This is a genomic window from Microvirga thermotolerans (assembly GCF_009363855.1).
GTDB lineage: Bacteria > Pseudomonadota > Alphaproteobacteria > Rhizobiales > Beijerinckiaceae > Microvirga > Microvirga thermotolerans.
On sequence record NZ_CP045423.1, the window covers coordinates 3,407,971 to 3,432,995 of the forward strand.

Here is a 25,025-nt window from a genome sequence, read left to right on the forward strand (position 1 = left end):
CGGACCCTGCCATGACGACGACGTTCTTTCTGATCCGCCATGCAGCTCACGACCAGGTCGGCGATGTCCTGTGCGGCCGCATGCCGGGCGTCGCCCTGAGCGACGGAGGAAGGCGTCAGGCCGAAGCGCTCGCGCAAAGACTGTCGCGGGAACCCATCGTCTCCGTTTACACGAGTCCCGTGGAGCGTGCGTCGGAGACGGCGCGCCCCATCGCGGACGCGCTGGGGGTCTCCCTCGTCGTCGATGAGCGGATCTCCGAAATCGACGTCGGAGCCTGGGCGGGACAGCGCTTCGATGCGCTGGAGGGCAACCCGCTCTGGCATGTATGGAATCGCGCGCGCAGCGTCGCGCGCCCCCCATCCGGCGAGACCATGCTCGAAGTGCAGGCCCGTATCGTCGAGGCGATGGAACGGCTCCGTCAGGCCCATTCCGGCGGCACCGTGGCGCTCGTCAGCCATGCGGACGTCATCAAGGCCGCCCTGCTCTATCACCTCGGCCTCTCTGTCGACGCCCATGACAGGATCGAGATCTCGCCGGCCTCCATCAGCACGATCGTCGTTGGAGACTGGGGCGCGAAGCTTCTCCACCTGAACGAGGTGACCGCCCTATGAAGATCGTGATCTTCGGCCTTACCATCTCCTCGTCATGGGGCAACGGCCATGCCACGCTCTGGCGGGGACTCTGCCGCGCCCTGACGAGGCGCGGGCATACCATCGTCTTCTTCGAGCGAGACGTCCCCTACTATGGGGCGAACCGGGACCTGACGGAGATTCCCGGCGGCAGGCTCGTTCTGTATCCCGACTGGAAGGGTGTGGCGCAGGACGCGAGGCGGGAGATCGCAGATGCCGACGTCGCCATGGCGACATCCTATTGTCCGGACGGGATTGACGCGACGGATCTTCTGATCGAGGCTTCGCGCCCCTGGAAGGTGTTCTACGATCTCGACACGCCCGTCACCCTGTCCCGTCTCGCGGCGGGAGAGAATACCTCCTATATCGGCCCGAGAGGCCTCAAGGACTTCGACCTCGTGTTGAGCTACACGGGCGGTGCGGCTCTGGACCGGCTGCGGACCCGGCTGGGAGCGCGCCGGGTTGCGCCCCTCTACGGGCATGCGGACCCGGAAGTTCATCGCCCCGTCCCGCCCGTGGCGCACTACGCTGCCGACCTGTCCTATCTCGGAACCTATGCGGAGGACAGGCAGCTCATGCTGCAGCGCCTCTTCATCGCCGCGGCGGGCGCCCGCCCCGATCGGCGCTTCCTCATCGGCGGTGCGCAGTATCCGCAGGATTTTCCCTGGCGCCCGAACATTTACTTCAGCCGGCACCTGCCGCCGTCCGAGCATCCGGCCTTCTTCTCCTCGTCGCGCCTGACCCTCAACGTCACGCGGACGGCCATGGCGGAGATGGGCTGGTGCCCCTCCGGGCGCCTCTTCGAGGCTGCGGCCTGCGGGACGGCGATCCTTTCGGACATGTGGGACGGCATCGACAGGTTCTTCGAACCGGGGCGGGAAATCCTGCTTGCGGCGACAACGGAAGAGGCCGTTTCTGCCCTCGATCTGAGCGACGCGGAACTCGAGCGGATCCGGAGGGCCGGTCGCGAGCGCGTTCTCGCGGAGCACACTTCCACCTGTCGCGCCCAGGAATTCGAGCGGCTCATCGAGAGCCTGGCTGATCCGGAACCTGCGGACGCGCTGGGAACGGCGGCAATGGAGACCTGAAATGTGGGGAATCGTCCCGGCGGCAGGGATCGGCAGCCGCATCCAGCCCCTGGCCTTCTCGAAGGAGCTTCTCCCTGTCGGAAGCCGCCTGGACCGAGGCGTGGAACGCCCATGCGCGGTCAGCGAATACCTGGTGGAGCGCATGATCCATGGGGGAGCGACGAAGATCTGCTTCGTCATCTCGCCGGGGAAGGCCGACATCATGGAATATTATGGGGCGAGCTATGGAGACGCCTGGATCGCCTATGTCGTCCAGCCCGAAGCCAGCGGCCTCTGCGACGCGATCTTCCGTGCCTCGCCGTTGATCCAGCCGAACGAGGACGTGATCGTCGGCTTGCCCGACACCGTATGGTTCCCGGAGCGGGCGCTTGCAGAGCTGCCGCCATCGATCCTGTCCTTTCTCCTTTTTCCGGTCGATCATCCCGAGTTCTTCGATGCGGTGGTGCTCGACGAGAACGGCAGCGTGCGGGAGATCGAGGTGAAGCGCCAGGATGCGAGTTCCCGATGGATCTGGGGGGCATTCAAGATGTCCGGCCGCATTCTCGAGGAGCTGCGGCGCCTCTGGACCTCGCGGAGCTGCCAGGACGAATATTTCGGAACCCTCGTCAACGCGTACCTCGCCGGGGGAGGAACGGCATACGGCGTGAAGGCCGGCCGCGCCTATGTGGATGTGGGCACGCTTCACGGATACCGGTCCGCCATCGGCCTGCTGAGCCAGGCCGCCGAACAGGACGATGTGGCCGGCGCGCGGGTCGGCCTCGGCTGGCCTTCGGGCCGGCCCACGCAGGGCCTTCACGATGCCAACAGGGAGTGAATTCTTGCCATGACCGTTGCCGACCTGCCCCAGGACGAAATCCGCCGCCGCGCCGAGGCTCTCGGCCCCTGGTTCCACAACATCGAGCTGAACGGCGTATGGACGGCTCCCGACCACTTCCTGGGGAACTATCCCGCCGTGAAGTGGAACAGGTTCGCCGACTCGATCCCGCAGGATCTCAGCGGAAAGTCGGTCCTCGACATCGGATGCAACGGCGGGTTCTATTCCATCGAGATGAAGAAACGCGGCGCCAGCCGCGTCCTGGGCATCGATTTCGACGAGACTTACCTGGAGCAGGCCCGCTTCGCCGCGCAGCAGACGGGACACGACATCGAATTCCGCAAGCTTTCCGTCTACGACGTCGGGTCCCTGGGAGAGAAGTTCGACGTGGTCCTCTTCATGGGCGTCCTCTACCATCTGCGGCATCCTCTCCTGGCTCTCGACCTGATCCATGAGCATGTCGCGAAGGATCTCCTCGTCTTCCAGTCGATGCAGCGCGGATCCCAGGAGGTATTCCCCGTCGAGGAGAACTACAGCTTCTGGCAGACCGATCATTTCGACGACGCCCGCTATCCGAAGATGCACTTCATCGAGCATCGCTATGCGGACGATCCCACCAACTGGTGGGCCCCGAACGCGGCCTGCGTCGAGGCCATGCTCCGCAGCGCCGGGTTCGCCATTCTGAGTCACCCCGAAGCGGAAGTTTACATCTGCCGGTGCGTTTCGGCCCCGCCTGGCGCGGGAGCGGTTTATCCGGCCAAAGGAGCCTCTCATGATTGAAGCTGCGATGATCTGGAACGAGCCCAACAACAAATCTCACTGGGATCCCGAGATCGACCCCGATTGGAGGCTCTTTTCAGAGATGGCGATTGCGGCGGGCCAAGCCATCAGGGCGGAACATCCGACCCTGCCGAGGGTCCTCGGCGGCATTTCGCCCATCGACCCGGCCTTCATCCGGAACCTTGCTGCGCGCGGCGTGCTCGACCACGTGGACGTGGTGGCCGTGCACGGCTTTCCCTTGGACTGGAATCTCTGGCAGATCCACGAGTGGCCGGCCAAGATCGACGAGATCCGTGCGGTGACGAACCTTCCCATCTGGGTGTCCGAGGTCGGCATCTCGACCTTCGGCGCCGAGGAGGTTCAGGTCTGGGGCCTGAACCGGACCGCCGAGCTGCTGATCGGCGAGGTGCCGAAGATCCACTGGTACAGCCTGTACGATCTCCCTCGCGCCTGGGAGGCGACGACCCGTCACCGCGAGGCCGAAGGCTCCTCCTACTACCGGCATTTCTACATGGGCCTTCTCCGCGAGGACGGAACCCCGAAGCCCGCCCTGGAGGAGTTCGCGAAGTACACCCCCGAAATGGGTCTCTGCCAGTGGTTCCATTTCGAGGACCATCGGCTCGACGACGCCGTGGCGTGGATGAAGCGGCTGGGTGTCAAGTATCTCCGTACCGGGCTGTCCTGGGCCGACAGCTTTCGTCCCAACGCCCTCGCGTGGTTCGACCGGCAGATGGAAGCGCTCGCGGATTTCGACGTGACGGTGACCTTCTGCTTCACGCCCGAGCACAGGGGAATCGCGCCTCACCACACCAGCGCGCCCCTGGTGAAGGAGGAGTTTGCCGAGTTCTGCGCCTCCATGATCCGCCGCTACGCGGGCAAGGGCGCCGTCGCGCCCGAGGCGAAACTCCTCGAGGCGCTCTGATGGCACTCACGTCCCGCCGGCTGGAGAGAGCCGGCTTCGTCGACATTGCTGAACGGGCCGGCCGGGCCGGTGAAGAGGTGTGTTCATGCGCATAGGGATGGTAGGATCCGGGTATGTAGGTCTGGTATCCGGGGCGTGCTTTGCGGATTTCGGGCACGAGGTGTGCTGCGTCGACAAGGACCCGGCCAAGATCGCCGCGCTCAACCGCGGCGAGATCCCGATCTTCGAGCCGGGCCTGGCCGAGCTCGTCGCCAAGAACGTCCGCGAAGGCCGCCTGACCTTCACCACCGACCTGTCCGGCGCCGTCGCCGCCGCCGCGGCGGTGTTCATCGCCGTCGGCACCCCCTCCCGCCGCGGCGACGGCCATGCCGACCTCTCCTTCGTCCACCAGGCCGCCCGCGAGATCGCCGCCGCGCTTGCCGGCTACACCGTGGTGGTGACCAAGTCCACCGTGCCGGTCGGCACCGGCGACGAGGTCGAGCGCATCATCCGCGAGACCCGCCCCGACGCCGACTTCGCCGTGGTCTCCAACCCCGAGTTCCTGCGCGAGGGCGCGGCGATCGCCGACTTCAAGCGCCCCGACCGCATCGTCATCGGCGCCGAGGACGCGCGCGCCGCCCAGCTGATGACCGAGCTCTACCGCCCGCTCTACCTCAACCAGGCGCCGCTGATCGTCACCTCGCGCCGCACCGCCGAGCTGACCAAGTACGCCGCCAACGCCTTTCTGGCCACCAAGATCACCTTCATCAACGAGATCGCCAACCTGTGCGAGCAGGTGGGCGCCAACGTGCAGGACGTGGCCCGCGGCATCGGGCTCGACAACCGCATCGGCACCAAGTTCCTGCATGCGGGGCCGGGCTATGGCGGCTCGTGCTTTCCCAAGGACACCCTGGCGCTGATCAAGACGGCGCAGGACTACGAGGCGCCGGTGCGGATCGTGGAGACGGTGGCGGCGGTCAACGACCAGCGCAAGCGCGCCATGGGCCGCAAGGTGATCGCCGCCTGCGGCGGCACGGTGCGGGGCGAGACGATCGCGGTGCTGGGGCTGACCTTCAAGCCGAACACCGACGACATGCGCGAGGCCCCCTCCATCGACGTGATCCGCACCCTGCAGGACGCGGGCGCGCGCATCCGCGCCTACGACCCGGAGGGGATGGCGGCGGCGCGGGCGGTGCTCTCGGAGGTGGAGTATGCCCGCGACCCGTACGACTGCGCGCGCGGCGCCGCGGCGCTGGTGATCGTCACCGAGTGGGACATGTTCCGGGCGCTGGATCTTGCCCGCCTCAAGGCCGCGCTCGCCCGCCCCATCGTCGTCGACCTGCGCAACATCTACAGGCCCGACGACATGAAACGAAACGGTTTCGCATACGTCTCAATCGGACGGCCGAAGATCCTGCCGGCTCCCTCCCTCGAGGCGAGCGAACCTTCCAGGGTCGAGATCGAGGATACCCGCGCCCTCGCCACGACGGCGTGAGCGCCGTTCGAGATATCTGCCGAAGTGGCAATGCACGCTCTCAAAGGCGCGCATTGAGCTTTTGCGACGGCTGCTTGCATCGCCAGGAGAGCAGGCGATGGGGCTTAGCGGCCGTAGATTCGGTCCAGAACCCGCGCGACATCCAGGAAGCGCTCCGCCTCGGGGTCGAAGCGCTCGCCCGATGCCAGGCGCAAGGCCCAATCGGCTGCGGCGCGTCCTCCCCACGCGTCAGGAGGCGTCGCAAGAACCTCCCGTGCCGTGCCGCGATAGCGCTCCGCCGTGAAATCGTAGAATGAACCGTTCACATTGCGCATGGCGACACCGCCCTGCGTTCCATAGAACGCTGCCGAGATCATGGCATCGCATCCCGCCTGCAGTTTCCAGGAGCAGGCCAGCTGGAGGACGGCACCGCCTTCGAGGCCGATGGTTGCGATGGCGTAGTCCTCGACCTGTGCTGACGCGTCTCTCAAGGGTTCGCCGCCCGCGAAAAGCCTGCTCGTCACGCCAGTGACTTGGGGAAAGCCGAGAGTCCATAGGGCAAGGTCGACCAGGTGGACTCCGAGATCCATGACGCAGCCGCCTCCGGCGAGAGCAGGGTCGTAGAACCAGGCCTTGTCCGGTCCGTAGGCGTTGTGAAACACGAGGTCCGCCGCATAGATGCGTCCAAGCTCGCACGACCCGACGACCTCGCGGATCCGGCGCATGGCATCCGTGAAGCGATACGAGAGATCGACGCCGAGAAGCCGATCCGCAGCGCGTGCCGCTTCGACGACCGACCGAACCTCTGCCTCGTTGCGCCCAAGGGGCTTCTGGCAGAAAACGGCGACGCCCTTTTCCAAGGCGCGAATGGACTGCTCCGCATGCATGGCGCTCGGCGTCGCGATGACGATGCCGTCGAGATCCATTCCAAGCAGATCCTCGATCGTGCCTGCCCGTTCGGCCTCCGGGGCGAGCATCCTGGCCTCTGCCACCATCTCCGCAGAAGGGTCCGCTATCGCAGCCACATCGGCGGCGCCCGTATCGAGGATGGCCTTCATGCGGTGACGACCGATCCAGCCCACACCCAGGAAGCCAATGCGCGGTCGCGTGGCGGATGCCGTCTGTGCCTCTTTGCGAATGACCTGTCCTGTCATGAGAGCCTCACCAGCGCCTTGAGGAATCCATCCGGCCTGTCGCGTGTGTCGTTCAGCGCATCGCCGAGCCGCTCAAGAGGATAGGTGTGCGTATAGAGGGGCGTCGGATCGAGGCAGCCGGAGGCGACGGCGTCCACCGCCTCCCGGATCCCTTGGACGTAAACCTTCGGATCACGCTCATGCGCATTGATCACGTCGATCCCCCGCCAGTTCCAGAGCCACATGTTGACCTGCCGCGGCCCGTCCTGGTGGTAGCCCGCGACGATGAGCTTTCCGCGTTCCCGGGTCAGTTCGGCCGCCAGATCGAGGGGCCACTGCTTGCCGACGGCCTCGATGATCCGGTCGCAGAACATGCCGCCGGTGAGGTCCCGCACCCTTTCGATGATGTCTGCGTGGTTCTCCATCGGAATGGTCTCGGCCGCCCCCATGGCGCGCGCGACGTCGAGGGAGAACGGACGCCGGGATATGGCGATGACGCGCGCACCGGCCTGCGAGGCAAGCCGCGTCAGAATAGCTCCCAGGAAGCCGATGCCGACGATCGCAACGGTCTGCCCGGGACGGATGTCGCTACGCCGGAAGATGTTCATGGCGCAGCCCAGCGGCTCGCCGGGAAACGGTCGGCCCGCCAGCGCTTCAGGCAGGACGACCACGGCGCTCGCATCGGCAAGATCGTACTCGGCATAGGCCTTGTACGACAGAACGGCCACCGGATCGCCCACACGGACAGTCCGGACGCCCTCACCGAGTGCATCGACGACGCCCCATGCCTCGTGCCCGAGATCGCCGGGATCCGTCGGAAAGCGCATCCATTCCGGGCCGGACCATGGCGTCAGGTTGGAGGCGCAGACGCCGCAACCTTCCAACCGGATGCGGACCTGCCCCTCTCCAGGCTCCGGGATCGCGGTTTCGACGACTTCCATCCTTCCCGGCCCGACCAGCCTCGCCGCCTTCATCGTCGCCGGGCGGCGCGGCCCCCTCGACTGAGAAGCGGTGCCTCTGTCCTGAAGAGATAGGGAAACGAGATCTTCGCTGCTCACGTTCAATGCCCTGAACTCGACCATGATGTAATGGCCTAACTAGAATGCCCTCCCCCGCCTTCAAGGCGGGATAGGCTCCCGACGGCCAGAGCTGGGGCACCGTTCCCGGGTTCCCTTCGATCTGTTCGAGGGCGTCGGCGCGGCGCCGCACGAACCACCCATTGAGTGCGGAGCGCGTCGCATCGGTCGAACCGTGGATCCCGGAGCGATAGGGGCTCGTCACGGACAGGCGCCGCAGTTCGATCCCCTTGTCCCGCTGCTGAACGGCGCCGGCCGGATCGACGATGGAGTCCCCCTGTGCCGCTGGACTCCATAAAGATCGTCCGAACCTCGCAGTGCAGGGCGAGAGCCGCCTCGACCGGCATAAGGCGCCATCTCTAGCGCGGACAGGGAAACTCCGCGAGAACGCTCGAGATCCTTCACCTCATGGCCGACCATGGGACTGCGATGTGCTCAGCAGGGCGGCGGCCTGGATCGCCCCTCGCCTTCATGCCAGCCTGGAAAAGGAGATGCGCCAGAGAGACGGTATCACAGAACACACGCCATATCGTGAATGAACGAACTTTCTCGGGAATGATCTTTGGAAAGTTCTTTTCTGTTTGCCACCCTTCCCGTACGGTTCGGTCGGAAGGGCGCTCACAAATGCAATAAACATTCGTTTCGCAGGAAAGGCGCCGTGGGGAGACAGATGGGTCAGCGGGTTCTTGTCGCCGAATTCATGCACGAGACCAATACGTTCAGCATCCAGAAAACGGACGAGGATGCGTTCCGCAAATCCAGCTATTATCTCGATAATGAGATTCCGCAGGCCTTCCGTGGCACGCGCACCTCGATGGGGGCTGCCTTCGAGGCAGCCGAGCGGTTCGGCTGGGACATGGTTCACCCGCTCGTCGCTTCGGCCAACCCCTCGGGAAGGGTCACGACAGCCTGCTTCGATGCGCTGACGGATCGTATCCTGAGCGCCTGCGATGGAGTCCAGGGAGTTCTGCTCCACCTGCACGGCTCGATGTCGACCGAGGATCACGATGACGGCGAAGGCGAGTTCCTTTCGCGTCTTCGAGCCAGCATCGGATCCGGCATTCCCATCGTCGTCGTTCTCGACCTGCACGCCACCGTCACGCAGACGATGGTGGACAACGCCGATGCGCTGATCTCCTACCGCACCTATCCGCACATCGATCAATATGAGCGGACCTGGCAGGCGGCCGAACTGCTCCAGCAGGCGATGGACGGGAAGATCGACCCGAAGGTCGCAGTGGCCAGGCGCCCGATCCTTTACGCGCTCGACGGAGGCCGGACGACATCGCCGCCGATGGCGAAGCTTCTCCGCCGGGCGGATGCTTTGGAGGCTGCGGGCAAGGCTCTCGCCGTGAGCATCCAGGCCGGCTTCTCCTCCGCAGACGTCCATGACATCGGTCCTTCAGTGGCGGTAACGGCGAATGATCGCGCTGCGGCACAGGCCATTGCGGAAGAACTCATGGACTATGTGTGGGAGCAGCGCACATTCTCCTCCATTCACTTCACGCCGCTCGAAGGAGCCATCGCGAAGGCGAAGGCCGGAACGGGTGCATCCCGGCCGCTCGTCATCGCCGATTATTCGGACAATCCCGGCTCGGGAGCCTACGGGGACGCGACAACCCTGCTCAAGGCCATTCTCGATGCCGATCTCCAGAATGTCGGTTTTCACGCCATCTGCGATCCGGAAGCCGTCAGGCAGGCGCAGGCGGCAGGGGTCGGCAACGCCGTGACGCTCAAGCTCGGCGGCAAGACCGATCCTGGCATCGGCGGAGGGCCGCTCGAGGTCACCGGGCATGTGGTCGCCATCACGGACGGCAGCTTCATCGCCTATGGACCGATGGGCGGCGGCGCCCGCAGAAACTACGGCCTCAGCCTTCTGCTCCGTGTCGGAGGAACGGAAATCATCGTGATCAGCAACAATGGCCAGGCCACCGATCTGGCGCAGTTCACGTCTCTCGGCGTGGATCCGACACGGAAATCGACGCTAATCGTCAAATCGATGCAGCATTTCCGGGCCGCCTTCGAGCCCATTGCGCGGGAGGTCCTCGAGGTTGACTCCGGAGCCCTCTCCACGCGCAACTTCAAGGAACGCCCATACAAAAAGATTCGTCGGCCGATCTGGCCGCTCGATCCGATCTGAATTTGCCGGAACGGACCCGCGCCGGCCGGACCGAGGCTCGTCAGTCGACGGGCTCTGTGATGAGGAGGAAGGAAACGTGCAGATGCAGGCAGATATTGTTCTGCGTAACGGGCCGATCTGGTGCGGTCGCCAGGAAGGTGTCGTAGAAGCTCTCGCCATATGGCAGGGACGCGTGCTCGCAGCGGGCGCCGACCGGGAGGTGTCGACCCTGGTCGGCCCCTCCACGCGAATTATCGACCTCGACGGAAGGCTTGCCACGCCCGGGCTCAACGATTCCCATCTCCATCTCATTTCGCTCGGGCTCATGATGGACTGGGTGGACGCGAAGCCGACGACGGTCTCGACCCTCGACGGGCTGCTCTCGAGCATCCGGGAGCGGGCATCGAGATCCCGTCCGGGAGAGTGGATCCTCGCACGCGGCTACGACCAGACGAAGCTCGACGTACAAAGGCACCCGCACAGAAGCGAGCTCGACAGGGCGGCACCGGACAATCCTGTGATGCTGGTGCGAACCTGCGGCCACGTCTCCATCTGCAACTCGAGGGCTCTGCAGCTTGCAGGGATCGACGAATCCTCGGCCAGTCCGCCCGGCGGGCTTATCGAGCAGCAGAACGGACGTCTGACCGGCCTTCTCGCGGAGAACGCACGCGCTCCCGTCTGGGCGGTCATTCCATCTCCCGACGAGGAACAGCTCGTCGCCGCGATCGAGCGCGGCGGACGGCATCTGCTCTCCTATGGCATCACGAGCTGCATGGACGCGGCAGTCGGCCAGCGCGGCGGGTTCGGCGAGATCTCGGCCTATCATCGTGCGAAACGGGAAGGGCGGCTGCCCGTCAGAACCTGGCTCACCTTGCTCGGCGATCCGGACCGTTCCATCGTGCCGCAATGCTACGAGGCGGGCCTGATCACGGGCACCGGCGACGACATGCTGATGATCGGTGCGGTGAAGCTCTTCCTCGACGGTTCGGCCGGCGGACGCACGGCCTGGATGTCGCGCCCCTATCTGGGCGAGGATCGCACGACCGGCGTTCAAATGATGCCGGACGAGACCGTCAACGAACTCGTCATGGACGCGCACGTCAAGGGCTATCAGCTTGCCTGCCATGCGATCGGCGACGCGGCCATCGAACAGCTGATCGCGGCCTACGAGCGGGCGCTCGAGGCCCATCCCGATCCCGACCGCCGCCACCGGATCGAGCATTCCGGCTTCTCGACTCCCGAGCAGCACGCGCGCATGGTCGCCGCCGGGATCTATCCGTGCCCGCAGCAGGTGTTCATCTACGACTTCGGCGACGCCTACATCTCGGTCCTCGGGGAGGAACGTGCCCTGGGAAGCTACCCGTTCAAGACCTGGATGGATCTGGGGCTCAAGCCGGCAACGGGCAGCGACGCGCCGGTATGCGAGCCGAATCCTTTCCCGAACTTCTACGCCATGCTGACGCGCAAGACATGGAAGGGCACGCTCATGGATGTGAGCGAGCGCGTGTCGATCGAGGAAGCGCTTCAGGCCTACACGGAGTTCGGGGCCTTTTCCCAGAAGCTGGAACACGTCAAGGGACGTCTCGTTCCAGGGCAACTCGCCGATGTCGCCGTCTTCTCGCGCAACCTGCTGACGGCAAGCGCGGACGACATTCTTGACAACACTCGCTGCGATCTTACGATCCGAGGAGGTGCGATCGTTCACGACCGTCATGGCGTGGCTTAAAATAAAGAGGGACGCGCCTGAACAGCCATCGGCACTCACGCAAGGGGTGCTCGAAGTGCACGGAACCGGCACGAGATCGAACCCGTGCGCGACCAATCATCTGGAGGACCACCGTGCTGAAGAAACTCGCCATCACAACGGCAATCGCCCTGGTCATGGGCGGTGTCGCCGAGGCGCAGACGCCCCGCAAGGGCGGAACGATCCGTTTCACCGCGCCTTACGGATCGAGCTTCGCCAATCTCGACATCCACACCTCGAACCGTGCGCAGGACGAGATCTGGGCAAAGGCTATCCATCGCTCCCTCTACAACTGGGATGCGGCGGCCGGGAAGCCGGTGCTCGAGCTCGCGAAGTCGGTGGACGTCTCGGCCGACGGCCTGACCTACACGTTCAAGCTGCGAGACGATGCTTATTTCCATAACGGGCGCAGGCTGAAGGCAGACGACGTCATCTGGACCTACAATCACATCATGGACGGGACCAAGGCCTATCCGGGCGCCCGTTACGTGCGCATGATCAAGGGTGCGGTCGATGTGGAGAAGGGCCAGGCGAAGACGATCTCCGGCCTGAGGAAGATCGACGACGACACCTTCGAGATGACTCTCACCGAGAAGGTCGAGCCGGGCTTCTACTTCTGGACCGCCACGACGTCGATCTACCCGGCCGAGGAAGCGCAGAAGGAATCCTTCACCACGAACCCGATCGGCCTGGGCCCCTACAAGCTTGCCGAGTATGTCCCCGGCTCCCGTCTGGTCGCCGAACGGTGGGACAAGTTCTACAAGGCCGGCAAGCCTTATGCGGACAAGGTCTCCATCATGATCATGGGCGAGGCTTCGGCCCGCGACGTGGCCTTCCGCAACAAGGAGATCGATGCCTCCATTCTCGGCCCTGCCCAGTATGTCGCCTACAAGAGCGATCCGGATCTGTCGAAAGGCCTTCTGGAAGTTGCGGAGGTCTACACCCGTGTCATGGGCTTGAACCCCGAATTCAAGCCTTTTGCGGACAGGCGCGTGCGACAGGCCATCAATCATGCCATCGACGCGGACCTCATCATCAAGAAACTTGTGAAGGACAAAGCTTATCGCGCGACGAGCTGGCTCCCCCCCACCTCGCCCGGCTTCGACAAGTCGGTGAAGCCTTATTCCTACGATCCGGAGAAGGCGAAGAAGCTCCTGGCCGAGGCAGGTTATCCCAACGGCTTCGAATTCGAGTGGACGGCCACGTCCAACGAGAGCTGGGGCATTCCCATCGTCGAGGCCGTCATCCCGATGCTCGAGAAGGTCGGAATCAAGGTCAAGATCAAGCCCGTTGAGGGGTCGGTCCTGTCCGAAGTGGTCCGCAAGGGCGAGTACCAGGCGTTCATCTGGTCGCTCTCGACGGGTCCCGATCCGCAGGCGGCCCTGAAGTGCTTCCACTCGAAGATTCCGCAATCGGCCTGCAACTACACCCTCTTTAAGAACGAACAGGTGGACAAGCTCCTGGACGAAGCCGGAGAGACCGGCGACCCGGCCAAGAAGGAGGAGAACCTCAAGAAGGTCAACAACATCATCTTCGAGGAAGCGCCCTACTGGTTCTTCAACTACAACAAGGCCGTCATGGCGCACCAGCCCTGGCTCAAGGGGCTCCAGGCCAATGCGACGGAACTCGCCATCCAGAACTACGAGGAAATGTGGGTCGACGAGTCGTCGCCGGCAGCCAAGTGATCCTCTAGTCCTCCACTCGCGACAAGTCCTGGTTCTTCTCCCGACAGGAGAAGAACCAGGCATGGTTCCCCTGAATGGCAGCTTTCCTTTTTCGGCGCCTTCTGCAAACGGTCCCGATCCTGCTCGCGGTCGCGCTGATCATCTTCGTGCTTTTCAGCGTCATCCCCGGCACGTTCGCCTCGAGCATGAGCGACGACGGCCGCAGCGTGATCGATGTGGCGGTCATGGAGCGCATGAACAAGGAGTTCGGCTTCGGCGACCCGGTCTACGTGCGTTTCGGGAAATACGTATCGCAGCTTGTGCAGTTCGACCTCGGCACCTCGTTCCGCACCCGCCAACCCGTCGCCAAGGTCCTGGCCGAGCGCATGTGGCCGACCTTCATTCTCACCGTCGCCTCGATGCTCTTCGCCATAGCGGTCGGCGTCCCGCTCGGCTTCGTTGCGGCATTGCGACCGGGAAGCCTGATCGACACCCTCTCGATGGTCGGCGCCGTCTCCGGCCTGTCGCTGCCCAAGTTCTGGCTCGGGCTGATGCTGATGTACCTGTTCGCTCTCGTCCTCGGATGGCTGCCGAGCTTCGGCTACGGGGACGGAAGCCTGCGCCATCTCGTTCTCCCTTCAGTGGCTCTCGGGGTCGCTCCCATGGCTCTCCTCGCGCGGACCACGCGGGCCGCCGTGCTCGAGATCATGAACGCCGATTTCGTGCGCACCGCGCGCGCCAAGGGCATGAGCGAGAGCAAGGTGGTCCGCTGGCACCTGGCGCGAAACGCCCTGGTCATCATCCTGACGACCATCGGCCTGCAGTTCGGGACCGTCATCGGACAGGCGGTCGTCGTCGAGAAACTGTTCTCCTGGCCCGGGCTCGGGTCGCTCCTCGTGGACAGCGTCACCCTGCGCGACATCCCTGTGGTCCAGGGGGCGATTCTTCTGATCGTCCTTTCATTTCTCGTCATCAACACGCTGGTGGACGTCCTCTGTGCCGTCATCGACCCGCGCATCAAGTATACATGAGAGCGAAGGATGAAGATCAGAGCCAATCTGCTGATCGGAGGCATTCTGTTCGCAACAGTCGTGCTGACGGGACTGTTCGCTCCCCTGCTGGCCCATACGGATCCCGTCATGGATGCCAACCTCATGAACGCGGAGGAGCCACCCGGGGCGAAGTTCTGGTTCGGCACCGATGCGCAGGGTCGCGACATCTACAGCCGGGTTCTCTACGGCGCGCGGATCTCCCTCACCGTCGGCATCGTTTCCCAACTCATCAACACCGTCATCGGGGTGTGCCTCGGCCTGTCTGCAGGCTACTGGGGCGGCTGGTGGGACGACTTCGTCAACGGCCTGACGAACCTCATGCTGGCGATCCCTTCCCTCATCTTCGCCCTCGCCATCATGGCCATCCTCAATCCTGGCCTCACGAGCCTCCTCATCGCGCTCGGCCTGACGAACTGGTCGTTCACATGCCGGCTTGCCCGCGCCTCCGCGCTCTCCCTCAAGAGCCAGGGCTACGTGCAGGCTGCCAAGGTCCTCGGCTACAGCGACATCAGGATCATGCTCACTCAGCTCCTGCCCAACATGCTGGGGCCCATCATCGTCATCGGCACGCTCGGCATGGGCGGCGCCGTGCTTGCCGAGGCTTCCCTCTCGTTCCTGGGTCTCGGCATCCGTCCGCCCTTTCCCAGCTGGGGCAGCATGCTTTCCGACGCGCGCGACCAGATCACGACGGCGCCTTGGATCTCGATCTTTCCGGGGCTGGCGATCTTCGTCACCGTCCTCGGACTGAACCTCCTCGGCGACGGTCTCCGCGACATCCTCGATCCGCAGTCCAGGACACGCCGCATATGATGGGGGAGCCGCTTCTCGAAGTCAGGGATCTTCGGATCGGTCTCGCGGTGGGAGACACTCTCTTCGATGCCGTCGAGGATGTTTCCTTCACCATCGGCAGAGGCGAGACCCTCGGTCTGGTCGGTGAATCCGGTTGCGGCAAGAGCATCACGGCGCTTGCGCTGATCGGCTTGCTGCGCCCGCCGCTTGCCGTCACGGGCGGCGGGATCCGCTTCGATGGGCGCGATCTTCGCTCCTTACCCGCCGGGGAGATCCGCAAGCTCAGAGGCAGCCGGATATCGATGATCTTTCAGGAGCCGATGACGGCCCTCAATCCGCTCTCCCCCGTCGGTCGGCAGATCGCGGAGATGTTCGTCCTGCACAGGGGGGCGACATGGAAGGAGGCCGAGCGGCTGGCCATCGAGGCGCTTGCGAGCGTGCGCGTCCCGGCACCCGACCGGCGCGTCAAAGACTATCCTCATCAGATGTCCGGCGGCATGCGGCAGCGGGCGATGATCGCCATTGCCCTCGCCTGCGGTCCCGACCTTCTCCTGGCAGACGAGCCGACGACGGCGCTGGACGTGACGGTGCAGGCCGAGATTCTCGCGCTCATCCGCGATCTGTCCGCTGCCAAGGGAACTGCGGTTCTGATGATCAGCCACGATCTGGGGTTGATCGCAAACATGTGTCGCCGGGTCGGTGTCATGTATGCCGGCCGCCTTGTGGAGGAGCGGGCGGCAAAGGACATCTTCCGGTCTCCTCGCCATCCTTATACCAAAGGGCTCGTGGCCTCACTGCCGCTCCTCGGCGCCCGGTCGCGGCATGGACGCAAGCGCCTTCAGGAGATCGAAGGCGTCGTGCCTCCAGTCTCCAGCTTCCCTCGCGGCTGCCGTTTCAACCCGAGGTGCCATGCGGCGACCGCCCTCTGCCGTACGGAGGATCCGGGCATCGCGCCATTGGAACATGGCGGATTTGTACGGTGCCACCACCATGAGTGAACCGGCGAACGATCCGATCCTGAAGGTCGAAGACCTGGCGGTGCATTTTCCCGTCGGAGGGCGGCTGTTCGGAGGAAGTCGCAGATTCGTGCACGCCGTCGATGGCGTCGACCTCGAGTTGAAGAAGGGAGAATGCCTCGGGCTCGTGGGAGAATCGGGATGCGGCAAGTCGACCCTGGCTCTCTCCATCCTGGGGCTGCAGGCGCCGACGCGGGGGCGGATTCTCATAGAGGGGCGCGACATATCCAATGACGGGGGAAACCGGATGGACCGTGCACGCATGGCCCAAATGGTCTTTCAGGATCCCTACTCGTCGCTCAATCCTCGGCAGACGATCCGGACGACTCTCGAAGCTCCCCTGCGCCTCCATGGAGTTACTGCCAGGAGCGAGATCGAGGACAGAATCGCAGACATGCTCCGCCGCGTCGGTCTCCGCCCCGATGTGGCGAAGCGCTACCCGCACGAGTTCTCGGGCGGCCAGCGCCAAAGGATCGGCATCGCGCGGGCCTTGATCCTTAAGCCTCGGATCGTCGTTCTCGACGAACCGGTTTCCGCGCTCGATGTTTCCATCCGCGCACAGATCATCAACCTTCTTCTGGAGTTGAAGGAGACCTTCAACCTCTCCTACATCATGATCAGCCATGACCTTGGAGTGGTCGAGCACATGAGCGACAGGGTCGCCGTCATGTATCTCGGCCGCATCGTGGAGACGGGGGGATGGGAGACGATTTTCACAGAGCCCCGCCATCCCTACACCCGCGCTCTGATCGAAGCGATCCCGGATCCTTTCAGACACGGACTGAGCACGAAGATCACCGGAGAGATCCCAAACCCGCTCGATCCACCCACCGGCTGCAGTTTCCATCCCCGCTGCCCGGAAGCGCGGGACATCTGCCGGGCTCCGCCCATTCCGGACTTGGAGCAGATCGGCCCCGGCCATCTCGCCCGCTGTCGTCGCGTCTTCGACATTCCAAGCTGGACGCCTCCCGCATTCTGAGAACGCCACGCGTGCGATCGATCCGAATGATCCCCGCGCAGAGCACCTTCAACGTACGGACGCTCCGAGCCGGCCCCAATTCCCAACCGACAGGAAATATCCATGATGACGAACGTTCCTACCGTCCGCGTTCGCGTGCCTCGCAAGGGAGAGGTGCCGCATCTCGGCACGCTCTCGATTGAGGATTGGACCACGCCGTGCACCGTGGGCACCGGCGGTCTGATCCAGGCCTCTCTCAAGCGTGAAGGCGACAAGCGTACCCCGGTCGGCACCTTTCCCCTCAGGTATGGCCTTTACGACGCTGCGGCTCGCCCCGGTTTCGCGCGCGATCTTGCCTTTCCCTTCGCTCCCATGTCGCCGGAGATGATCTGGGAGGAAGAGGGCGAAAACTACAACCGCCTCGTCTTCGCCACCGATGGCGAGCGTCTCGGCGACAGCCTGATGAGGCAGCGCGACGAGCCGCTCTTCGAGGTGATCGTCCCGATCGGCTTCAACGACTCCGTTCCGGAGCCCGGTCGCGGCAGCGCTCTGTTCATTCATGCGGCACGGGCCGACATGAGCGGCACCGCCGGATGCATCGGTGTTCCAGCGGACAGGCTTGAGGAATTCGCACGCCGCCTTCGTCCGGGAATGGTGATCGACATCGGATATGACGATGCCGATGGGCGTCCCGTCTGCGACGAAACGACTCCGCTCGAAGTGGTGCAGTTCGTCGGCCTCGAGCGTGGGCCGAAGCTGATCGTCATGGGTGCCGTTCACGGCAACGAGATCTGCGGGCCCGAGGCAATCCTGAAGGCAATCGCCGACTGTCGCGCAGGGCGCCTCTCGATCCGCCGGGGTACCGTGACATTCGTCCCCGTCGCCAACATGAAGGCTTACCGCCAGGGAACGCGGGAAGGCGACCGGAATCTCAACCGCGACCTGCGGGAGAAGACCATTCCGACCGACTATGAGGACAAGGTCGGGAACCGCATCTGCGCCTTGCTGCGCGAGCATGACGTTCTGCTGGACATCCATTCATTCCGAGGAGAAGGAGTGCCGTTCGTATTCGCCGGCCCCTCGGACAACACCGGTCTCGTGGAGCCCTTCGGACTGTCGGCCCAAGAGGGACAGTTCGCAGCAAGGCTTGGGACTCCGGTCGTCATTCATGGATGGCTTGAGGTTTACGCCCGCTTTCTGGAGGAGCGCGCCCGGCTCGGCTTTCAGAGCAAGGCGGCCTCCGAAGGGGTGGGAACGACGGAGTACATGCGGTTTTCCGGTGGCTACGGCGTCACGTTGGAATGCGGGACGCATGAGGATCCTGCGGCTGTCGGCGTAGGCTATCGCGCGATCCTCAATGCGCTCGCCATTCTCGGCATCATCGACGCCCCCATGCCGCCCGTTGCCCTGGAGAGGGCCATTCGGATCGTCGATGTCGTCCTCTGCCGAGAGGAAGGCGACCGGCTCGAAGGCGCCTGGAGAACCGGCGATGCGGTCCCGCAAGGCGCGGTCATTGCCCGGCGGGCCGACGGCGAGCCTGTTACGGCGCCCGCTGCAGGCTATATCGTCTTTCCCAACGCCAAGGCCGTTCCGGGCGATGGCATCTGCTACTTTGGAATCGACAGCGCCCGCAGGTTCTAAGGGCACCGGACCCGAAAGTGGATCTCGGTTCCTGGGATCGCTCCGATCCTCTCTTTGGAAAAGTGCCTCGTCGAATGCGAGAACAGGGCCCGCTTTTCGCCGACGCGGACCTTGGGTTCCGCACAATGCATCAGGAGACGATCTCGATTGTGAGCCTGATGGAATCCGCAGGAACGCCCATGGTTGCGGCAATCTTGAACCGCGCCTCGTCCAGAGCCTCCTGAACGGCGAACTGCGTAATGAAGGAAGGATCCTCCAGTTCGGGAAGGCCGCCCATAGGAGAACTCGCGGCCGTCGATCCAGATCCGTGCTCGCGGGACCGAGCTGCGAGGAACATGATCCCATAATCCTGCCCCTGGGACCATGCCACCTGCGCCCGCACCGTCAGCCGATCCGGGATCACGAAGTCGAATTCGGGAGGCAGTTCTGCAGCCGTGGGCAGTGTCAGGCGCGCACCGGTGTCCGAAAGATCGGTAACGATGCAGGACATCGCTTCATGGGACGGATCGGCGATGATCCGTCCCTGAATTGCCAGTTGCATGCGCTTTCGCGACCGGCGTTGGTCGAGCCAGTAGACCATGGCGGATTTCCCTTCGTGCCGGTCTGCTTATCGACTGCGAAGCGCATTGGAATCAAGTCCTGCCGCCGCTCACCTCTGCTGAGGCCGCAAGGAACGGGCGAGTTCGCGAATGACGCTGTCCTCGATATCGAGATTCAACTCATCCCGCGACGGTCCTTCGGCCGGCCCTGGCTGCGCCGGCTTCTGGGCCGGCACATTTTGGGGGGCCGGCTGCTTCTCGACTGCGTTCCCGGGACGGCGGCGCGGCTCGGGAGCCTCCACGGGGCTCGACGGCTGCGCATAGGAAAACTGTCTGGACGAACTGAACCGGTTCTCCAGCGTATCCAGCAGACTGTTGAGCGCCGCGTTCGAAAGCGGAACATCCAATGCCGGCGGAAGTCCATTCAGCGCGATGGCGCGGTTCTGGTAGGCGACCTCCGCCGTCACCTCGGGCCCGAACCATGGCAGTGGCCGGAAATCCTTCGGCTCGTCGCTGTCGTCGAACTCCACGACGATGAGGTCGAGGGGGCCGGGGGTGACGAAGCGGTAGACCTGGATCTCGCGGGAGCCGATCGAGAGGTCGGTGCGAACGTAGTCGACCTTGCCGGGCGTGACATCCAGAAGCGCCTCCGCATGCGAGCGGGGGACCGCCGTGCGCTCCTCCATGGGCGCACCAGGCCCTCCCGTGATGAGGACGAGGCTGCCCTGATCCCCCTCGATGTGCACATATGAGCTGCGGTCCGCCTGATTGGGGAAATGGCCCTCCGTCACGCGCGTGCCGCCGCGCTCCTTTCGGATGAGGCGCGCCAAAGAGGAGGCCATGAGAAAACGTCTTGTCGAAACCATCTGGCGTACGCTCCGCGGCAAATACAGAAACTCTCCGACTTACCTAGAGTTCGAAGATTGAATCGGCAAATGGATTAAGCGCTCTCCCAAAGGAAAGCTAGCCATCAGGTTAATCCCAGAGACGCAGCCGCATGGTAGCAATTTTCTCCACCAGCAGCGATGCGCAACAAGGTTATAGGTACTGAGTTGCACGACAATGCGTGCCCCTCAGGGAAGCGCCGCTGCGCCGATATGCAGATCGTATCGAGGAGGATCGGAGTCTCGACGTGACGGCTCGGTCCGCTGCGGGATGACAGGCGAAGCCGCCCCTGAACAGGCCGGGCTGAAGAGGCTTCGCACGCGAAGGATGCGACACATCGAAAAGCGAAGGCAGGCGGGATGGGCGATAGAACCCCAACGGGTCGCGCCTATTGTTTGGGAGCAACAGTTGGGTGGAAGCGGCGAGGGATGGGGGTGGGGGCCGCCTTTGCCGTTGACGCAAGGACGGGCAACCGGCATTTATCAATAATCCTACTGATTCGGAGGGGCGACGCGGACCAACAAAGCACACGCGCTCACGATCCGTAGTAAAAAGTATAAGTTAAGAAGTAGTTGCCCAGGCGCTGACCGCCAGCAACTCGCGATCCTCATCGCGCGTACCTGCGTTCGACTACAACTTGATAGGCCGGGGGGCTTACATCATGTACATCGTCGTCGACGAACGACAGATGGTGACGGCTGCGTACGTCGCCGGGTTCCATCGGGAAGGCGTCTCCTCGCTCGGGCTCTACGCCGGCGAGTTCAAGGAATGGCTCAACGCCGCCTCCAGCGCCGACCTCGACGCCGTCCAGGGCTTCCTGCTCGGCGAGTTCCAGGAGCGCATCGCCTGCGCCGAAGCCATCCGCCGCCACTCCCGCGCCCCCATCATCGCCCTGAGCGAGATCCGCTCCCTCGAGCAGACCCTGGAGCTCTTCACCGCCAAGTTCGACGACGTGGTGCGCAAGCCCGTCCACGTGCGCGAGATCCTCGCCCGCTCCGAGGCGATCTGGCGGCGCGTCAACGCCGCCGCCCAGACCGCCCCGGCCGCGCCCGAGCGCCTGAAGGTGTACTTCGACGGGCGCGACCCGGAGATCGACGGCGTCAGCCTGCCCCTGCCCCGCCGCGAGCGGCACATTCTCGAGTACCTGGTGCGCAACCGCGGCCGCCGCCTGACCAAGACCCAGATCTTCAACGCCATCTACGGCATCTATTCCAACGACGTCGAGGAGAGCGTCATCGAGGGCCATGTCAGCAAGCTGCGCAAGAAGCTGCGCGCCCGCCTCGGATACGATCCCATCGAAGCCAAACGTTACATCGGATACACCTTCGTCGGCTGAACCAATACCCTCACCACAACATCCAGTACCAGCTCAAAAAATAAGCCGCGCTGCGCATGGCCTGAAGGTCCTTACGAGGTTAACATCAATTCGTCCGGTCCTGCAGCTGTCCGGATCGCTACTCAGCCCTGGAGTCCTCCGGTTCAATGTTGGGCGTAAGACAGATCCTTCCGGCCTCGGTCCAGCACGCGGGCGATTCCGAGGCAGGATCCCACGAGGGGACGCACCTCATTGCAACGAAGAACCGGTGGTCCCGAGTCGTTCTGATCTTCCCTAACCTCACGCCGGATGTCTGGTGCCAGTTCAGTTTCGAGATCGCCTGCGAAACGGACGACGCGGCGCGTCAGGAGCCCGATTACGCGACCGTGGGCATTGACTTTCAGGCTGGGGATGGATCGAGCATCGATTTCGCATCCGTTCCCGGCCTTGTGCGAGGGCAGATCGATCCCTTCCAGTTTCCGGTCGGTGGCCCTGGGCTCTGCGACGGGCATTCGAGCCAAAGTCACACGCGGAAGGTCAGAATCGCCTTTCTCGTTCCAGCTCCAGCGACACAGGCCCAAGTCACCATCCGCAGCTGGCGCAATACAAAGCCGTTCGTGGTCGGCAATCTGTCGCTGGTGCAGTTCGTCCAGGGAAACACCGAGCCCAATCCTGCAGGCGATGAACTCGCTGCCTCCGTCGCCGAGAGAAATGCCTCTCCCGATGCGCGGCGGAATTGGCCCATCCTGTCCACTAGCCCCCGCTGGTTTCAGTTTGGTCTCGTTCCCAGGCATAACCTCTTCGTTCGTGGCCAGCTCGTCGCAGAGAGCACATCCTCCGAGGGCACTCTCGTGCGTGTCGTCTATCGGGACGAGCAGGGCCACGAAATCCCACCTCCCTATGCCGACCTGCCGTCGGCGCCTGGTATCGGTGCTTTCATCAGCATTCCGACCCGCTCGCGCGCACGACGCTTCACGCTGGAGCTTACGGCTCCAGAGAACGCCGGAACGGTAGAGCTCGGCTTCTGCACAACGGGCGATACCTCTCGGATCGAGCTGGTCCTTCCGCTGGAAGTTTCCCTCGGGTACGACCTCCTGCTCGAGAACATCGAGGAGGATGCCGCAAAAGGTCCGGGAGACTTTCTGAGCGCGACGATCCGGCGCCTGGCGGGCGCTACAGCCGATACTCAGGCCGTCCATGTCTCGCGCCTCGTGAATCATTGGGTCGCGGCCAGCACCTTGGCGTCGCCGTCGAGAATTCTCGGCCGCCTCAGATCCCTTCATCAGCGCGAGCAGGATCGTGTCTCTTCCGGAAGGCTGCACATCGAAGGCTTTCCGGACTGGGAACTGCCGCTCCTTCCGACATGGGACGAGGATCCCTTTCACTCGCCGGCCTGGCGGATGAGATATCACTCCTTAATCTGGCTGCTCGATTTCGAATCCTCCGACAGGACCGAGGCATTGAAGCGCTCGATCGAGCTAGCCCTGTCCTGGTCGCGAGCGAACTCGTGGAGCGAACCGTCAGACGAACTGCGGTTTCACCCCTCTCTCGTGGCACAGCGACTCGAGGTCCTGATCGATCTCCTTTCTCGACAAGTCGAGACGGACTGGAAGCTGAGTTCCGAGCAGCTGCACGGATTGCTGGGGGAGGCGATCCGTCACGGGATCGCCTTGGCCGAGATCATTGGACAGAATGCGATTCCTCCATCCGTCTCATATCTTCATGCTGCCGTTTCTCTTCTCGCGGCGGCCCAGGCCCTTTCACGCATCCCGCTGGCGACTTACTGGGAAGGGCTCGCTCTGCACAAGCTCCGCGAGGGCTTCGACGAGCTCATGGGGCCCAATGGAGATTTCCATATCCAGTCTCTTCACGAACGGCTGGAACTCGTCTCCCTGGGGACGATTCTGAGGACAACCCTGAACGCCTCCCCGGGCGTAACCTCCCTCAACGAGCATCTTGCACCTCGTCTCAAGGAGGCGATGCGCCGGCTGATTGCGTTGACGGACCCAGGCGGCGTTCTGCCGCCTTTTGGCGAGACGCCCTTCACTCTGCGGCATGCCTCCTGGATCCGTAAGCTGCTGTCGAGCTATGGCCGGGACCTGATGCGCGACAAGGACATCAGGGCGGAGCTCTCCTATCCACAGGGCACCCGGATATTCGCAGCTCCCGACTCCGATTTGATCGCAGCACGTTTCTACGAGCAGGGGCGGACGTGGGGATACTTCTGCGCAACCCTATCGAAGCAGTGCCCCTTCGCTGGCCACAGCGACACGACGTCGTTCGTTTTTGCAAGCGGCAGCCGCCGATGGATCGTCGACTCTTCCGGATCTACCCTCGGTCATGTGGGGGATGCCCGCCGGTATCTTACGTCACCGCGGGCCCATAACGTTGCAATCCCGAACGGCAGGATCCCGAGTGCTGGCACGGCTTGGCTCAAGTCTCACTTTTCAATCGCCGGCGTCCACATATACGAAGTCTGCAGCAACGTTCATGGGCCGTCACTCGTTCATCGGCGGATATTCGCCTTATCGGAGACGCTTGGCTCCCTCGCAGTGATCGATCACTTTTCTAGCGAGGAGGAGCCAGTCTCGTTCGAAGCGTTTCTGCATTTCGACCCTGAAACCGTGGTGTCGATTGCGAGCGAGCAACTTGCGGTCGGCTTCCAGTCGAAGCAAAAGCTGCGGATCCAGCCTTTGGCCATATCCGGTCAACCGGACGGTCTCGAGGTCGTTCGCGGACGACGGTCCCCCCCGTCGCTTCAGGGTTTCATTTCTCGCAACTCCGGACAACTCCTGGCGGCAAGCGTTCTGCGCTACGGCTTTTTCGGACAGCGCAATGTCTGTGGGGGCGTCCTCATGGCGCTGGATGAAGTCAGCTACAGGTCCATTCTCGAAGCGGTTCGCTCTCCTGACTTCCTGGATCGGCTTCACCTTTCCTCTCTGACTTGAGAGTTCAGGAGCGAATATCGCTCTTGTTGACGAAATTGAAGTTCTCGACCAGGACGTCCTTCACGATCTCTGCGCCCATGCGTTCGTTCACCTTGCGTTTGATGCTGGCAAGGAGCGTCGGAACGTCATACTTCGAGAGTCTTCTGAAATCGAGCTTCTCGTCCGAATATATCTGGCGGAACGTCTCGTCGATGAAGAAGGTCTCGATCGGCACGGACAGACTCCGCAGCGTTCTTGCGTCCGCTGTGAAGACCAGATTGGCGATCACATATCCCTGCACGGCACCTTCCGCGATCACGGGTACGTTGACGGCACGGACTTTGCGATACTCCAACCCTTCCAGATACTCTTCCTGCTTCGCGATCTTCAGACCCGCACCCCATTTGACGGCGCCGTAGCAGGAAAGCAGCGTAATGGCGCAGATCCAGAAGCCTGTGATCAGAACCCGTGCCATGGTCCG

Annotated in this window: 21 protein-coding genes; 16 read left to right on the plus strand and 5 right to left on the minus strand. The window is 63.6% G+C overall.

Annotation, left to right across the window (positions count from 1 at the left end; all coding sequences use genetic code 11):
* The first annotated feature begins 11 nt into the window (after nt 1-11).
* The 6 genes from GDR74_RS16170 to GDR74_RS16195 all read left to right on the plus strand — a co-directional run bounded on the left by GDR74_RS16170 (nt 12) and on the right by GDR74_RS16195 (nt 5,707).
* A complete protein-coding gene (locus tag GDR74_RS16170; RefSeq protein ID WP_152587260.1) occupies nt 12-611 on the plus strand; it encodes a histidine phosphatase family protein in 600 nt (199 codons plus the stop codon).
* Entirely contained in the window at nt 608-1,717 is a 1,110-nt protein-coding gene (locus GDR74_RS16175) for a CgeB family protein (RefSeq protein WP_152587261.1), read from the plus strand. Before GDR74_RS16170 ends, GDR74_RS16175 begins: the two co-directional genes overlap by 4 nt.
* A 1-nt stretch (nt 1,718) precedes the next feature.
* Nucleotides 1,719-2,531: a nucleotidyltransferase family protein gene (locus GDR74_RS16180; RefSeq protein ID WP_152587262.1), complete on the plus strand. Its 813-nt coding sequence runs from the start codon at nt 1,719-1,721 to the stop codon at nt 2,529-2,531.
* A 9-nt stretch (nt 2,532-2,540) separates the two neighbouring features.
* Nucleotides 2,541-3,311, plus strand: coding sequence for a TIGR04290 family methyltransferase (locus GDR74_RS16185; RefSeq protein WP_152587263.1), 771 nt, complete (start codon nt 2,541-2,543; stop codon nt 3,309-3,311).
* Complete coding sequence (locus tag GDR74_RS16190; RefSeq protein WP_152587264.1) at nt 3,304-4,233, plus strand: glycoside hydrolase 5 family protein; 930 nt, start codon at nt 3,304-3,306, stop codon at nt 4,231-4,233. The genes GDR74_RS16185 and GDR74_RS16190 overlap by 8 nt, the downstream gene beginning before the upstream one ends.
* Before the next feature lie 85 nt (nt 4,234-4,318).
* The gene (locus tag GDR74_RS16195; protein ID WP_152587265.1) at nt 4,319-5,707 is read left to right on the plus strand and encodes a UDP-glucose dehydrogenase family protein; all 1,389 of its coding nucleotides are present in this window, start codon (nt 4,319-4,321) and stop codon (nt 5,705-5,707) included.
* A 104-nt stretch (nt 5,708-5,811) separates the two neighbouring features.
* Here the strand turns inward: GDR74_RS16195 and GDR74_RS16200 are convergent, their stop codons facing one another.
* Nucleotides 5,812-6,840 carry a Gfo/Idh/MocA family protein gene (locus GDR74_RS16200; RefSeq protein ID WP_152587266.1) on the minus strand — a complete coding sequence of 343 codons (1,029 nt, stop codon included), beginning with the start codon at nt 6,838-6,840 and terminating at the stop codon, nt 5,812-5,814.
* Nucleotides 6,837-7,793: an MDR/zinc-dependent alcohol dehydrogenase-like family protein gene (locus GDR74_RS16205; protein ID WP_152587820.1), complete on the minus strand. Its 957-nt coding sequence runs from the start codon at nt 7,791-7,793 to the stop codon at nt 6,837-6,839. The genes GDR74_RS16200 and GDR74_RS16205 overlap by 4 nt, the downstream gene beginning before the upstream one ends.
* Before the next feature lie 772 nt (nt 7,794-8,565).
* Here GDR74_RS16205 and GDR74_RS16210 point away from each other — a divergent pair.
* The 8 genes from GDR74_RS16210 (at nt 8,566) to GDR74_RS16245 (ending at nt 18,878) form a co-directional block, all read left to right on the plus strand.
* Nucleotides 8,566-10,035 (plus strand): M81 family metallopeptidase, encoded by a 1,470-nt coding sequence (locus tag GDR74_RS16210; protein ID WP_152587267.1) that lies wholly within the window; start codon nt 8,566-8,568, stop codon nt 10,033-10,035.
* 82 nt (nt 10,036-10,117) lie between these two features.
* The gene (locus tag GDR74_RS16215; protein WP_152587268.1) at nt 10,118-11,740 is read left to right on the plus strand and encodes an amidohydrolase; all 1,623 of its coding nucleotides are present in this window, start codon (nt 10,118-10,120) and stop codon (nt 11,738-11,740) included.
* A gap of 155 nt (nt 11,741-11,895) precedes the next feature.
* Nucleotides 11,896-13,443 (plus strand): ABC transporter substrate-binding protein, encoded by a 1,548-nt coding sequence (locus GDR74_RS16220; protein WP_152587821.1) that lies wholly within the window; start codon nt 11,896-11,898, stop codon nt 13,441-13,443.
* A 74-nt stretch (nt 13,444-13,517) separates the two neighbouring features.
* Nucleotides 13,518-14,453: an ABC transporter permease gene (locus GDR74_RS16225; protein WP_152587269.1), complete on the plus strand. Its 936-nt coding sequence runs from the start codon at nt 13,518-13,520 to the stop codon at nt 14,451-14,453.
* 9 nt (nt 14,454-14,462) lie between these two features.
* On the plus strand, nt 14,463-15,284 hold the full coding sequence (locus GDR74_RS16230) for an ABC transporter permease (protein WP_152587270.1): 822 nt from the start codon (nt 14,463-14,465) through the stop codon (nt 15,282-15,284).
* A complete protein-coding gene (locus GDR74_RS16235; RefSeq protein ID WP_152587822.1) occupies nt 15,281-16,261 on the plus strand; it encodes an ABC transporter ATP-binding protein in 981 nt (326 codons plus the stop codon). Before GDR74_RS16230 ends, GDR74_RS16235 begins: the two co-directional genes overlap by 4 nt.
* Nucleotides 16,254-17,258 (plus strand): ABC transporter ATP-binding protein, encoded by a 1,005-nt coding sequence (locus GDR74_RS16240; RefSeq protein WP_152587271.1) that lies wholly within the window; start codon nt 16,254-16,256, stop codon nt 17,256-17,258. The genes GDR74_RS16235 and GDR74_RS16240 overlap by 8 nt, the downstream gene beginning before the upstream one ends.
* Before the next feature lie 102 nt (nt 17,259-17,360).
* On the plus strand, nt 17,361-18,878 hold the full coding sequence (locus GDR74_RS16245; RefSeq protein WP_152587272.1) for a L,D-transpeptidase family protein: 1,518 nt from the start codon (nt 17,361-17,363) through the stop codon (nt 18,876-18,878).
* A 130-nt stretch (nt 18,879-19,008) separates the two neighbouring features.
* Here GDR74_RS16245 and GDR74_RS16250 read toward each other — a convergent pair whose 3' ends face one another.
* Both GDR74_RS16250 and GDR74_RS16255 read right to left on the minus strand, forming a co-directional pair.
* Entirely contained in the window at nt 19,009-19,458 is a 450-nt protein-coding gene (locus tag GDR74_RS16250) for a PilZ domain-containing protein (protein ID WP_152587273.1), read from the minus strand.
* A gap of 69 nt (nt 19,459-19,527) precedes the next feature.
* Entirely contained in the window at nt 19,528-20,103 is a 576-nt protein-coding gene (locus GDR74_RS16255) for a hypothetical protein (RefSeq protein WP_152587274.1), read from the minus strand.
* Nucleotides 20,104-20,963: 860 nt separating this feature from the next.
* Here GDR74_RS16255 and GDR74_RS16260 point away from each other — a divergent pair.
* The gene (locus tag GDR74_RS16260) at nt 20,964-21,638 is read left to right on the plus strand and encodes a response regulator transcription factor (RefSeq protein ID WP_152587275.1); all 675 of its coding nucleotides are present in this window, start codon (nt 20,964-20,966) and stop codon (nt 21,636-21,638) included.
* 146 nt (nt 21,639-21,784) lie between these two features.
* On the plus strand, nt 21,785-24,565 hold the full coding sequence (locus GDR74_RS16265) for a heparinase II/III domain-containing protein (protein ID WP_152587276.1): 2,781 nt from the start codon (nt 21,785-21,787) through the stop codon (nt 24,563-24,565).
* Between the two features lie 4 nt (nt 24,566-24,569).
* On the opposite strand, the gene GDR74_RS16270 is transcribed toward GDR74_RS16265, so the two are convergent.
* Complete coding sequence (locus tag GDR74_RS16270; protein ID WP_152587277.1) at nt 24,570-25,019, minus strand: hypothetical protein; 450 nt, start codon at nt 25,017-25,019, stop codon at nt 24,570-24,572.
* Nucleotides 25,020-25,025: the final 6 nt, after the last annotated feature.